Below are 13,543 nucleotides of genomic sequence, written 5' to 3' on the forward strand. Positions count from 1 at the left end.
TTAGTGTTAACGTACAACCAATTAAAGGCAACAGCGATAAAAAAATAATCTAGCAAAGATTAATTTTGAGAGGTGCAAAATTCTAAAACCTCGCTAAAGGTTCATAGTTAATGGTGCATGATAATGTTTGTGCTGCACAATAAACAATGAACAATTTTAAGTAAATTGATGTTGAAATAGCAAAGGCTTTTTTCTATGACAGAGTTTCTCACCCAGACAAGTTGGTGGGTGCCTTTTTATAGCTTAATGGGTGCCGTTTTGACCTTACCCTGGTCTACAGGCATCATCCGGCGCACAGGCCCCAGACCAGCGGCTTACTTTAATGTGTTAATGACTGTCTTGGCGTTTCTTCATGGCACAGTTGTCTTTAGATCCACCTGGAACCAAGAGCCGATAAAGTTAGTTTTCCACTGGCTGCAAGTTGTAGATTTAGACCTGACATTTTCCGTAGATATCTCAGCAGTGAGTGTTGGGGCAATGGAATTGATAACTGGTTTAAGTCTTTTAGCGCAACTGTTCGCTTTGGGATATATGGAGAAAGATTGGGGATTGGCTCGCTTCTTTGCCCTGATGGGATTTTTTGAAGGAGCGATGACTGGCTTGGCGATTAGCGATTCATTATTGCTTAGCTATTGCCTTTTGGAAGTCCTCACCCTTTCGACATATTTACTTGTGGGGTTCTGGTATGCACAGCCCTTGGTAATAACGGCAGCAAGAGATGCTTTTTTAACTAAGCGGGTGGGAGACATCTTGCTGCTGATGGGAGTGGTGGCGCTAGCGACTTTATCGGGAACCTTGGATTTTCCCGATTTGTATGAGTGGGCAGAAACTGCCACCTTGTCACCACTGACGGCAACTTTGTTAGGTTTGGCTTTGATTGCTGGCCCTACCGGAAAATGCGCCCAATTTCCGCTGCACCTTTGGCTGGATGAAGCGATGGAAGGGCCTAATCCAGCTTCCATCTTGCGGAACTCGGTGGTGGTAGCTTGCGGCGCATATGTGCTGATTAAACTCCAGCCTGTGTTAATTCTTTCGCCTGTGGCTTCAAGCGCATTGGTAGTAATTGGGACGGTAACAGCGATAGGTGCTTGTTTGGTAGCGATCGCTCAAATTGACATTAAACGCGCCTTGTCCCATTCCACCAGCGCTTACTTGGGTTTAGTATTTATCGCCGTCGGAACGCAATGGACGGGTTTCGCTTTGATGTTGTTATTTGCTCACGCGATCGCCAAAGCTCTCTTATTCATGAGCATTGGCTGTGTGATCTTGACAACTAACAGCCAAAACCTCACAGAAATGGGCGGTCTTTGGTCGCGGATGCCAGCTACCACCACCGCCTTTGTCGTCGGTAGCGCTGGATTAATTGGACTACTCCCACTGGGCGGATTTTGGGCATTGCGCCTGGGAATGGATGACTTTTGGACACACCAACCCTGGCTGGTGACAGTATTGCTGATAGTTAATGGCTTGACAGCATTAAATTTAACCCGCGTGTTTCGTCTGATTTTCTTGGGTGAACCCCAACCGAAGGCGAAAAGAGCGCCAGAAGTGCCTTGGACTATGGCTGTGCCAATGGTGAGTTTGATAGTGTTAACTCTCCTAGTACCATTGATGATGCAAAGCTTGTCACTGTTGCCTGATTGGGAGTACCTGAACAAACCAGCCCTATTGCTAGTGATGATATCTGGCTTAATCGGCTGTAGCTTCGGAGCAGTTATTTATCTGCCGAGAAATTGGTCTAGATCGATTCGGGTTCCCTTCCGATTTCTCCAAGACTTGTTCGCCTACGACTTTTACATCGACCGACTTTACCGCCTGAGTGTAGTTTTTGCTGTCGATCGGCTTTCCCGGTTAAATGCTTGGATTGATCGCTACGTGGTAGATGGACTGGTTAACCTGGTTGGTGTTGCTACCATTTTCAGCGGGCAAAGCTTGAAATACAACGTTTCCGGTCAGTCCCAGTTTTATTTACTAACTATCCTCCTGGGTTTAAGCGGTTTAACAATTCTGATGCTCTGGCCAATTTTAACTTTGTTAAGCGCTGAAATTTTTTAATTTGCCATACAAGAGTTAGAAATTAGGAATTAAGAACTTCTAACTCTTAACTTTCTCCCCAGTCCCCAGTCCCTAGTCCCTAATCCCTATCATGCTTAGTGCTTTAATTTGGTTGCCTGTATTAGGCGCTCTCATAGTTGGGTTTTGGCCCCAGCTCACCGCCCAAGTTGCCCGTCGAGTGTCGTTGGTGGTTATGGGTGGCGTTTTAATTTGGTCTATTCTACTGGTGAGTCAGTTTCAACCAGAGGATGGACTCCTACAGTTTTCTGAGTTCATTCTTTGGATTGATACATTAGGTTTGACCTATCATCTTGGTGTGGATGGTTTGTCTTTGCCTTTACTGGTTTTAAATAGTCTTTTAACACTAATTGCCCTCTACAGCACTGATGATTCTATCAACAGACCACGGTTTTATTACTCTTTGATTTTGCTTTTAAATGCCGGAGTTTCAGGGGCATTTTTGGCGCAGGATTTGCTGCTGTTTTTCCTGTTTTATGAGGTGGAACTGATTCCGCTGTATCTGTTGATTGCTATTTGGGGAGGAGAAAAGCGCAGCTACGCAGCAACAAAATTTCTGATTTATACCGCAGTTTCGGGAATTTTGCTCCTCGCATCTTTCTTTGGGCTGGTTTTGCTCAGCGGGGGAACTACATTTGAGTTTGAAAAATTGTATGCCTTGTCCTTACCTTTAGGCACACAACTACTACTGCTGTCTGGAATTTTGATAGGCTTTGGTATTAAGATACCTTTAGTGCCATTCCATACGTGGTTGCCAGATGCCCACGTAGAAGCATCAACCCCAGTTTCAGTGCTGTTAGCGGGAGTGCTGTTGAAGTTGGGAACATACGGGTTGCTACGTTTTGGCTTAGGGTTGTTCCCCCAGGCTTGGGCGTATCTGGCTCCCTGGCTGGCTACTTGGGCGGCGGTGAGCGTACTGTATGGTGCCTTCACAGCGATCGCGCAAACAGATATGAAAAAAATGGTCGCCTATAGCTCAATCGCTCATATGGGCTACATTCTTTTAGCAGCAGCAGCAGCAACTCCCGTAAGCATTTTGGCAGCTGTCTTCCAAATGATCAGCCACGGCTTAATTTCCGCACTGCTGTTTCTCCTTGTCGGTGTCGTTTACAAAAAAACTGGCAGCCGCGATTTAGATGTCCTCAAAGGTTTACTCAACCCAGAACGCGGCTTGCCCCTAATTGGTAGTCTAATGGTATTGGGGGTGATGGCTAGCTCTGGTATTCCCGGTATGGTGGGCTTTATTTCCGAATTTTTGGTATTTCGGGGCAGTTTTCCAGTATTTCCCGTTCAAACCCTGTTGTGCATGGTGGGTACAGGTTTAACAGCAGTGTACTTCTTGCTGCTGGTTAACCGCACCTTCTTTGGACGCCTTTCCGAACGAGTGATGAATTTGCCACCAGTAGAGTGGAGCGATCGCTATCCGTCTATATTTTTAGCTATCCTGATCGTCATTCTGGGAATCTCTCCCAACTGGGTAGCGCGTTGGAGTGAAACCACGACAACAGCAATGATTACACGACCAGCGATCGCGCAAATTTCTTCTGTTAATAGTCATTAGTCGCTTGCTATCTTTTAATGGCTAATTGTTAACCGTAATAAACAAAATATCACTTAGCCATACACAAGATAGCTAATGACTAATGACTAATGGCTAATGACTAAGGAGTACCAGCAATGATCGGCACCACATTAAAATCTTCAAATCACCCTCTGGCAGAGTACATTAACCGACTAATGAATGGGGGTGCCTTACTACCCGACACACCAGAAAATGTGATGGAAGTTGTAGGGATTCTCAAAAGTTATGGAATAGTTTTAGATGCTTATTCTAAAAATCTCATCTACATCGCTGAACATCAATTTTTAGTGCTTTTTCCCTTTTTTAAATACTTCAATGGCGACATTTCTCTAAAAAAATTGCTGCGCCACTGGTGGCACGACCGGATTAATTATGAGTACGCTGAATACTGCATGAGGGGAATGCTGTGGCACGGTGGCGGCGGTTTAGATACTTACCTGGATTCTCCAGAATTTAAAGCCCGAATAGAGCCCGCAATCCAAGCAGCAATTAAACACAACTTCCTTATCCAAGGACTCAATAGCCTATTTCCAGAATTCTTGCCAGAACAGGTGCGAACCTTGACTTATTACAGTGGGCTGGGGCAATTCTGGCGGGTGATGAGCGATATGTTTATCGAGTTATCTGACAGATACGATAGCGGAGAAATTAAATCAATTCCCGACGTGGTAGAACATATCCGCGCCGGATTAGTTGCAGCTGCTAACTTGCCGATTACATATGCCGTGCCAATTAAAGGACAGGTGTATGAAATAATTCCCAAAGAAGTCGGTTTAACTTTTCTAGCAGATACAGCAATACCCTACGTAGAAGCGATTTTCTTCCGGGGAACGCCTTTTCAAGGTACAGTTTCTTTTAATGCTCAGGCACAGCAAATTTCCCCAGACCAAAGTAGATTTGATTATGGCGCTTTGTATGCCGATCCGTTACCGATTGGCGGTGCTGGAATTCCACCAACTTTGCTGATGCAAGATATGCGGCACTTCTTGCCAGACTATATGCATGATATCTACCGCCGCAGCCGTCGAGGAGAAGATGATTTGCGGGTACAAATTTGCATCAGTTTTCAAAAGTCAATGTTCTGCGTAACAACCGCTACCATGTTTGGATTGGCACCCTACCCTATCGATTCCACTGATAAAGATCAGCAGCAAGCAAATCGGGCTTATTTTGCAAATTGGATGGATCGATTCCTCAACTCTCGCTTGACTGATGTTAATAACTAGGGCATCGGTATAGTATTCAAAATTGGGGCTAAAAAACCCGGTTTCTTTCCTCGTTCCCAGTCAGAGACTGGGAATGCTATTGATGAGGCTCTGCTTCAAAATATGCCTGGGATTTCTTGGCTATTGGAGGAGGCACCTTCGTTTAATTGTTCCGAGTCTCTGACTGGAAGGATAATTTTAAATTTTTAATGGCTTATTAGCCTTTAGAGCATTTTTTCCATGAATACAGTGCAGAAACCATCGTTGTATCGCTCGATAAAATAAAAGCCGAGCCGCTTGTAGAGCTTCAGGGCTTGTGCTTGTTTTTCTTTATCAGTGGTATCAAGTCTGACTCTCTTGTAACCTGTTTTCCGAGCAAAATCTAAGAGCATCTGGGCCATTTTCATCCCCAGCCCTCGTCCTCGGTAATCTTTGAGAAACCACATCCTCTTCAGTTCGCAGATGTCGTCATTCAAACGCCGGATAGCTCCGCTTCCCACAACCCTGCCATCATCGATAAGCACTAAAAACGTGCCGTTATTGTCGAAGTAGTGCGATCGCATATCATCTATGTCAGACATGGCATCGTAACGCGCGATCGCTTCTTCAGGAAGCTGCCAGATTTCACAGGCAACCGCAACAATTACACGCTTAACTTCTTCAACTTGGTGTGATTGTATCGGTTTGATTTCTATCATCTGTTTCTCGTTGGCTGCTTACAGACTAAACTTTAACCGGACTTACGCAGTTAATTAGTGAATGCCTGATTCTGCCGTAGGGGCATGGCAATGCCCATTGGTGTCAACTTAAGAAAAAGCAGCGTTTGTCAAGGGGTTGTTCAAGCTGGGGATAAGCTGAGGATCGCAGCATTGATTTGGGGCTGATGGGCAACCCTCGCAATGGCAATCCGGATTTAAGACGGGCAGTGAATGTGCCTGCCCCCAGCAATGAGGAACTCGAAGCGCGACTGCGCGACTGGCTGACTCCTGGCACATACGCCAATCTCAAAACAGTCAAGGACAAGACCCGGAAATTGCGCGACCGGGTGCTGACTTTACCAGTGATGGTCGCCATTGTGTTGAGTCTGGTGTATCGGCAAATGAGCGGGCTGAGCGAGGTATTACGAGTCCTCGAACAGGAGGGACTTATGTGGGCCGAAGCGCAGTCGGTCAGCAAACAAGCCCTGTCGAATCGATTGCGAACCCTGCCTGGGGCATTATTTGCCCAACTGTTCGAGCAGGTGATAGCGCCAATGCAGCAACTTTCGGCAAGCGGTGACGGTACCGCGGGCGTGGCAGCCTGTGCAGCAACGGTTTGGGGCAGTGTGGTTAGCTGATGGCTCGACCTTGGAAGCGGTTGCCAAAAGACTCGACTCGCTCCCAGCGCCAGCGTCGGGATTAGGCGGCAAGATGATGATGATCGTTGAAGCCTTTTCCCATCGCCCTGTGGCGGCATGGTACAGTGCCGATGCTCACGCGCACGACCAAAATTGGTGCGATGCGCTCATTGAGCGGTTACCCAAAGGCGGTTTACTGATTTTCGACTTAGGGTTCTTCAACTTTGTCTGGTTCGATGAGTTCACAGCAGCAGAAAAATACTTTATCACCCGTTGGCGACAGAAAACGGCTTTTAAGGCGATCCGGGTTCTCAGCCAAGGGCAGCGTCATCGCGATGAAATCCTTGAACTCGGACAGTATCGTTCTAATCCTTGCCGTTATCCGGTGCGTCGCATCTCGGTGTTGTGGGGCAAAACTTGGTAGACCTATCTCACCAATGTCCTCGACCCGAGCGAGTTGTCGCCTCAACAGATCTGTGACCTCTATCGCCAACGCTGGCGGATTGAAGAAGCGTTTCTGCTCACCAAACGATTGCTCGGTTTAGCCTATCTGTGGGTGGGTGGCAGCAATGGGGTGCAGATTCAGCTCTATGCTACTTGGATTTTTTATGCGGTGTTGACCGACCTGTGTGCCGAAGTCGCCGTTGCATTAAACAAACCCTTAGAGCGTATTTCTGTGGAAATGGTCTTTCGCAGTTTGTATCACTTTAGCCGCGCTCGCCAACAAGGACGTGCTGATGCACTGGTGCCATTTTTGGTTCAACATCATCGCTCCTTTGGTCTGGTCAAAGCCGAGCGTCAGCGACATCGACGCCTTCATGCCCAATCGCTTGACATCTGGGCTTTGACCTTAAGTTGACACTAATGGGCATTGCCGTGTCCCTACAGCCTGTTGACGTGCGTAAGCCCTATTTAATCTACTCCAGCTAAATATCGAGTTTTAGGCTGGGGTTTCGCTTGCGCTCAAAAGCCACCCCCGCGCACGGGGGTGGCTTCTCAACCTACGTAAAGAGTAATTTTTGAGCGGGAAGAAAGTAACCCAATATTGGGGATGGTGATCGTTAAACTTAGGTTTTTATGGACGCAGAATTGGAGCTACCAGCGCCAATACTTCATCACTTGTGGCGAAGCCATCAAAGGCTTCACCACTAAACGGAATTGGGAAACCAGTCCGATTTTCGTTGTAAATCACCTCATTTTGATTTCTAATCCAAGGTCGGATGTCGGCATTGAGCAGAGTTTGCCGCAGGTATCGGAAGCCCGCAGCGTGCCGCGCCTCTACAGTATGAATTTCTAAGGCTCCGGCTAACACAGTTTTGCCAGCTTCTCCAGCTGCCAGCAAGTTCTGTACTTGGCCTTTATAAGCTGCTACTCCCAAATCTTCAACGTATTGTCCGGCGAGTAAAAAATCTGCAAGATTAGTAAATGGATTGCGGCCTAAGATGGCGTTGTAATTGGGGTTGGCAGGAATAGTAATCGCATCTGGGTTGCCTCCCAAAGCTGTCAATACAGCGGACAAGTCAACAACGTGTTGAGCCTCATCTTGTCCATAAGATGCGATCGCATTCTTGGCTGGTTGGGGAGCGTTCGCCAAACCCCCGTTCTGGGTTGAAGCGATCGCTTTGACGTAAAAATCAGCTTCCAGCTTTTCTAGGGTTAGGGCATATTCCACCACTTGTCGGGGTGTCAGCACTGCGCCTTGAGCATAGGCAGGTGCAGCTGGAGCGATGAACACTGATAGAAATATTAAAGAAACCAGCACTACAGCTTGTACAGCGGTGGCGATGGGGCGGATGAGTCGGAGGTTAAAGCTCTTTGAGTGCATATTTTCTGTCGCCTGCTGTGCTGTTAGGTTTGAAAAGATTTTCATTGTCAAATACCTCTATACATCTCAAGCGACGAGCGCCCCGTTGATGGGGTTGTTTAGAAGCTGGAAAGAGCTGACAATAGCCACAATTTGTTTGGGCGTGTACAACTCATCGTATGCCCGTCCCTTAAAGGGGTTGAGTTCAGGTACTAAGTCAGGGTCTTTGATTATGCGATCGCTATCGCTTTCTGTAGCAGGCCGACCCACCAACCCGCGTACCCCCGCCGCGTGACGAGCTTCAACACTCACAATCGAACCAGCCGCCAGCAAGTAAGTAGGATTTTTTAAGCTTGTTCCCGCGCCATTGTAGGCGTGTACGCCCACGTCCTCTAATGTCAAAGCTGTATTCAAAATCGTGGTGCGGTCGGCTAGTACGCCAGCCAACCCAGCTTGGTTGAAGTTGAGGTCTCTGGTGTTGAATGTGGCATCCGAGCCGAGTACGCTACGCAAAAATTTTACGTGTTCGCCTTCGTGAATACCCAAGGCTCTCATGTAATCGAGTTCTCTGGGATTGGTAATTTTGCCAGATTTGACAACGGATAGATAAAATGCTGCTTCCAGTTCCTCTAGCAATAAAGCAAAGTTGAGGATACCAATGTCGTCAGCATTAAATGTCAGGGCTTTTGTGGTGCGACTAGGCTGTGCAGTTAATGCTTTTGGGATGGTCGTCAAAGCTAGTGCGCCAAAACCGCAAAGGCCCATTTTTAACAGTTTGCGCCGCGAGGAAAATGTCATAAGATTGCTCCTAATAGAGGTGCGCTCAATTGCCTGCAAATAATTCCGAGGTCAGCGTTTTTGCGTAGGCGTTGAGTGAAGGGAAATGTAATCGCAGGGGATGAGAGTTAACTAGGTAAGTTGTTTTTCTGGTTTTTTAGCCGTGATGCACCCAAAGCACCCAGGGCCAATATCCCTAACGCAGAGGAGGGTTCAGGGATGCTCGTATTTCCTGCCGTTTGAACTCCAGTTAGGGCAATTGTGTAGCTACCACCACTGCTCAAGATCGCACCGTCAAACTCCTTCAAAGGTGAATCACCGCCAAAACCAGTCGCCCCAACAACTGCATCGAAGGCAACATCAGGAAAATCAGGAAAATCAGGGAAAATTTCACCCTTGTTACTGACAGGATCGTAGTCAAAACCAGAGATTCCCAAGTAATAAATGCCGGATTTGGTTGGGGTGAACGGATTGTTCATTGGCAGCGTGGATTGCCCCATACTCCCGGTTGATTCATCGTTAGAATAGACTCCGAAGCCATCTTTATCGAATAGGAACAACTGCGTATCAAAATCAGCCCCGCCGACTGTTGTCGCCGAGAATGTCTGACCGCTAGTTAAGAAGATTTGGAATAGATCAGCATCTCCAGAAAGCATCCCAGAGATTGACTCTAGGGGCATTGGCATTGTTGAGAGGATCTGGGCTGTACTGAGAGTCTCACCTGCGTCGTCGCTTTCGGTGAACGTGGCCGCCTGTGCAGGAAGGGATGATAGCCCTGCAACTATTACCGATATTGCTGTTATCTGTGCCAGTTTTTTCATTGGGAGTTTTATATCTCGATCTACATGGGACTAGACTCAATACTGTTCGGTTAAGGATTGATCCCTCCTAACAGTGCTGTAGGGGGTATCTACCCTAAACTGAACATCACTATCCAGAACCCTATGGGAACTGGGCTGAGTAACCCATGCGCGATGCTGTGGAATCTACTCAACCGACCTACTTGTTATTACGGAGTCAGTGGCATTTTGGATTGCGACTGACCGCAAAATTACTGAAATAAATCTGAAATAAATTTACGACTGTGTTGGCAGACATCCAATTAGCGCTTTCGGTCGTATAAAAGAAAAAGGAAAGTTCTCTCTTGTGAGGGATGCAGCAGAACAAGTGCTGACTTTGACTCTGAAGAGGTATCGGTTTAGACATTCTTTTCAGAACGTATGCCTCCTGACTCTAGCGATCGCACTCCCAAAACCCCATCGACGAGGATGGATAGAGACTTATTTCAAGCCCTCAAAGCTGGTCAATCCTCTGCTCTGGGGATTCTCTACGACCGCTATGGCTCTCTTGTATATGGGTTAGCACTGAAAATTTTGAGAAATCCTCAAGAGGCAGAAGACCTAACGCAAGAGATTTTTCTGAATCTCTGGCGTAGCGATGGTTACAATCCCGCTCGTGGTTCTCTTAGCAGCTATCTCACAGTTATGACGCGATCGCGTGCTATTGATAAACTTCGCTCTCGCGGCACTTCTGTGAAGTTTCTGGAGCGTTGGCAACACGCAATGACTGCTGAAACAAGAACGGACAATCCTTTTGAACAAGTGTCTTTGGGAGAGCGATCGCAACAAGTTCGAGCTGCTTTGGCGGAACTTTCAGAAAATCAGCGTCAAATATTAGAAATGGCATACTACGAAGGCCTGAGCCAATCAGAAATTGCCACTCAACTAGATATTCCTTTGGGAACGGTCAAAACTCGCGCACGAACGGGTCTACTAAAACTGAGGCAAACTCTACGAGAATTTATTAAATAGTTGTATTATGACCGAACCTTTAAATCCTGAACATTTAGAAGAATTAATGACAGGTTATGTCCTCGGCGACCTCAGCCCTGAAGAAGCCCTGGAATTTGGGCAACTCCTGGCAGAAAATCCGCAATTGGCTACAGAGGTAAGTAGTTTGCAGGAAGCACTGGAAGTGTTGCCCTATGCTTTACCTGAAGTAACTCCTCCTCCTCACTTGCGTACAGCCATTCTGGAAGCTGCCAATAGTTCTCTAACTCCTATCTCAACACCAAAAAGGTTTTCTTTACCTTGGAGCAAAATTGCTGCTGGTGCGGCTGCACTTTTAGCTCTTGCTTTAGGTTTAGATAATTACAATTTGCGGCAGCAACTGAAAGTTGTGCAGGCTCAGAAAGATGTAATTGAGGTGTTACAACAGCGCAATACTCGCGTAATCGAGGTGTTACAACAGCGCAATACTCGCTTATTTACTCTCACAGGAACAGAAAATGCAAATACTGCCTCTGGTAGTATAGCGATTAATACTAACGAACAAAAAGCGGTTATTGTCTTTCAAAACCTCCCCGCTTCCCCTGCTGGTCAAATATATCGACTTTGGGCCATAGCTGATGACAAAAAGATAGCTTGTGCAAATTTTGATGCAAGTCAGCAGGGAACAGTTTTAGCGGAATTTACCATTCCTGCCGCTGCTTGTAGTTCTACAAAATCAACTTTAGCTGTCACCTTGGAACCATCTACACTACCTCCACAACCAGTTGGGCCGGCCGTAATGGTAGAAAGTAGTTTGTAAAATAGGAGGACAGATCATTTTGTGCCACACACCTTGATTGTTTCACTAAATCGCTGGTTAGAGTGGGTGGACAACATAATATTTCCGGGCGATTAGAAATCGCGGCTATACAGGCGAAACCCGCAAGAAGCGGGTTTCAATTTGGCTAAGTATATAAATGATGGTAAATCTCAATTCCAAGGCTTCTAGTTCGCTTTGCAAATCCAAGACTTTCAATAATCCAGAGTGCTTTATTGAGGGGTGGTATTGGGCGATACCTTCTCATCAGCTTAGGGTGGGTGAGGTAAAACCTGTAACTCTCATGGGAAGGGAACTAACGATTTATCGGGGAAAAGATGGGAAAGCGATCGCACTCAATGCGTACTGTCCCCACATGGGCGCACACTTGGCGGAAGGAACGGTTGAAGGTAATAGCATCCGCTGTTTATTTCATAACTGGAAGTTTGACGAAGCGGGGACGTGCGTAGACATTCCATGTATGGAAAAACCGCTGGACGTAAGAGTGCGGACGTGGCATACAGGGGAAAAATACGGCATGATTTGGGTGTGGACTGGGGACACTCCTAAACACCCTTTGCCTTTTGTTCCGGAACTGGAAGATGATGAATGCGATAGCGCGATCGCATCGAGTTTTGTAAAGAACTGTCACCCCAATGTTGTGATGATTAATGCTATCGACGCGCAGCATTTCAACACAGTTCATAATTTACCCTTAAAAATCGTTTTTGAGAAAAACGATATTAACGAAAACGCGATAACTTTCAGCAATACTACTCGCGGCGGCGAAGATTCTTTTTTTATAAAGTTAATCCGCCCGTTTTATAAAAAAGAAGTAACTTATAGTATGTGCTACTGGTATGGAAGCACTGGTACAGTCACCGTAGGCCCAGATTTTCTTCACTTTCATATTATGTTTGCTTTGCGCTTGCTTGAAGGAGGAAAAGCGGAAGGTAAAACTATCCTGATTACTAAGAAGCGGCCGGGTATATTAGGATGGGTTTTCAATCGAGTTGTGCTGTGGTTGACGAAGATGGTAGGGAACTATTTCGCTAAAGGTGATACTCAGGTTTTTCAGACGATTAAGTTTGATTTCCAGACTCCGACTAAGGCGGATATGTCGATTATTCAGTTTATTCAGCACGTTGAGAAACAGAACGCGATCGCTTGGGGAACGTGGGAAGCAGAGTGAATAACCCAAAATCACGCGATGTTTTGGGAAGTATCAATTTCCCCAAAAATCGCTTTAAAATCGCAACTGCTGGGTTTGACTTACCCCATGTTTGCTCTGACGACAAGCTGCGTCGCGTATTATCAGGTGCTTTGAAAAGTCGTTTGGCCAATCATTCAGTATCCCCAGAATACGACAGTTATCAATATTGGAATGCCCATTATTTCGGTCTTCAGAAAGTAAATATTTTCCAAGATTCTAGCGTTGAGGAGCAAGCAGAAATTCTGCGACTATGCAGTTGCGGACTGTTAGAAGAAGCCTACTTTGTGGAGAAAGCTGGCGTAGGTTACATGGCGAAAATGGTGCTGCTTGCAGAAACCACTGAGGAACGTATGCTATACGGACTCTTCAGCGCTGACGAAGTAACTCACCTCTCCCAGATTAGCAGCTTCCTGCCAATTCAGGAACCTGTCGGAACAGATAACGCCTTCTTACGCTTCCTGGGAGACTTGGTGGAAACCGAGGATAAAACAGTTCTCTTATTTGTGATTCAAGTTGTACTTGAAGGGTGGGGTTTAAGCCATTACAAAAACCTTTCCAAGGACTGTTTAAATCCTCATTTGAGTAAAATTTTAAATCAGTTCCTGCAAGATGAAGCACGTCATCATAGTACCGCCGTCAATTTGTTTAATCAAAGGCAAGTTTTAGAAACGAGTCGAGAGGTAATAATTGAGAGCCTTGCACTATTCTTGCAGATGATCCAGGTAGGCCCTCAGAGTGTTGTCTCCGCAGTAGAAAAAGTTAAAGGTCATTTGTCTCGCCAGCAGAAAGTGAGGATTTTCTTGGAAATTGAAACAGAAACTCATAGCGGTACTCGTCTCAATTTCCTGCGTTCCCTGATGCGAGATCCAAAAGCCGGAATTATTGTTCAAGAACTAGAGGAACGGGGAGCATTTTTACCTTTTCCCCCAGAAAAGTGTGTATAACTTTATATCTTTCACTAAGAAAC

The 13,543-nt window shown here is 46.2% G+C and carries 11 protein-coding genes and 1 pseudogene; 8 read left to right on the top strand and 4 right to left on the bottom strand.

Annotation, left to right across the window (positions count from 1 at the left end):
• Positions 1-195 precede the first annotated feature (195 nt).
• The 3 genes from NDI42_RS13340 to NDI42_RS13350 all read left to right on the top strand — a co-directional run bounded on the left by NDI42_RS13340 (position 196) and on the right by NDI42_RS13350 (position 4,881).
• Positions 196-2,055: an NAD(P)H-quinone oxidoreductase subunit F gene (locus NDI42_RS13340; RefSeq protein ID WP_190455488.1), complete on the top strand. Its 1,860-nt coding sequence runs from the start codon at positions 196-198 to the stop codon at positions 2,053-2,055.
• A gap of 91 nt (positions 2,056-2,146) precedes the next feature.
• Complete coding sequence (locus NDI42_RS13345) at positions 2,147-3,634, top strand: NADH-quinone oxidoreductase subunit M (protein WP_190455491.1); 1,488 nt, start codon at positions 2,147-2,149, stop codon at positions 3,632-3,634.
• A 116-nt stretch (positions 3,635-3,750) separates the two neighbouring features.
• The gene (locus NDI42_RS13350; protein ID WP_190455494.1) at positions 3,751-4,881 is read left to right on the top strand and encodes a CO2 hydration protein; all 1,131 of its coding nucleotides are present in this window, start codon (positions 3,751-3,753) and stop codon (positions 4,879-4,881) included.
• A gap of 203 nt (positions 4,882-5,084) precedes the next feature.
• Here the strand turns inward: NDI42_RS13350 and NDI42_RS13355 are convergent, their stop codons facing one another.
• Positions 5,085-5,558 (bottom strand): GNAT family N-acetyltransferase, encoded by a 474-nt coding sequence (locus NDI42_RS13355; RefSeq protein WP_190455497.1) that lies wholly within the window; start codon positions 5,556-5,558, stop codon positions 5,085-5,087.
• Between the two features lie 185 nt (positions 5,559-5,743).
• Here NDI42_RS13355 and NDI42_RS13360 point away from each other — a divergent pair.
• Positions 5,744-7,055, top strand: a pseudogene (locus NDI42_RS13360) (IS4 family transposase).
• Positions 7,056-7,271: 216 nt separating this feature from the next.
• Here the strand turns inward: NDI42_RS13360 and NDI42_RS13365 are convergent.
• The 3 genes from NDI42_RS13365 to NDI42_RS13375 form a co-directional block, all read right to left on the bottom strand.
• Positions 7,272-8,066, bottom strand: coding sequence for a ferritin-like domain-containing protein (locus NDI42_RS13365; RefSeq protein WP_242017645.1), 795 nt, complete (start codon positions 8,064-8,066; stop codon positions 7,272-7,274).
• 21 nt (positions 8,067-8,087) lie between these two features.
• Positions 8,088-8,798 carry a ferritin-like domain-containing protein gene (locus tag NDI42_RS13370; protein WP_190443438.1) on the bottom strand — a complete coding sequence of 237 codons (711 nt, stop codon included), beginning with the start codon at positions 8,796-8,798 and terminating at the stop codon, positions 8,088-8,090.
• A 107-nt stretch (positions 8,799-8,905) separates the two neighbouring features.
• Positions 8,906-9,598, bottom strand: a complete 693-nt coding sequence (locus tag NDI42_RS13375; protein ID WP_190455500.1) for a pre-peptidase C-terminal domain-containing protein — start codon at positions 9,596-9,598, stop codon at positions 8,906-8,908.
• A 399-nt stretch (positions 9,599-9,997) separates the two neighbouring features.
• On the opposite strand from NDI42_RS13375, the gene NDI42_RS13380 reads away from it, so the two are divergent.
• From NDI42_RS13380 to NDI42_RS13395, 4 genes are all read left to right on the top strand, one after another.
• Complete coding sequence (locus tag NDI42_RS13380) at positions 9,998-10,588, top strand: sigma-70 family RNA polymerase sigma factor (RefSeq protein WP_190455503.1); 591 nt, start codon at positions 9,998-10,000, stop codon at positions 10,586-10,588.
• Positions 10,589-10,595: 7 nt separating this feature from the next.
• Positions 10,596-11,366, top strand: coding sequence for an anti-sigma factor (locus NDI42_RS13385; RefSeq protein WP_190455505.1), 771 nt, complete (start codon positions 10,596-10,598; stop codon positions 11,364-11,366).
• A 157-nt stretch (positions 11,367-11,523) separates the two neighbouring features.
• Positions 11,524-12,555 (top strand): aromatic ring-hydroxylating dioxygenase subunit alpha, encoded by a 1,032-nt coding sequence (locus NDI42_RS13390; RefSeq protein ID WP_199311165.1) that lies wholly within the window; start codon positions 11,524-11,526, stop codon positions 12,553-12,555.
• Positions 12,552-13,520 (top strand): ferritin-like domain-containing protein, encoded by a 969-nt coding sequence (locus NDI42_RS13395; protein ID WP_199311166.1) that lies wholly within the window; start codon positions 12,552-12,554, stop codon positions 13,518-13,520. The genes NDI42_RS13390 and NDI42_RS13395 overlap by 4 nt, the downstream gene beginning before the upstream one ends.
• Positions 13,521-13,543: the final 23 nt, after the last annotated feature.

Origin of the sequence: Funiculus sociatus GB2-C1 (assembly GCF_039962115.1) — a bacterium.
GTDB classification, from domain to species: Bacteria; Cyanobacteriota; Cyanobacteriia; order Cyanobacteriales; family FACHB-T130; genus Funiculus; species Funiculus sociatus.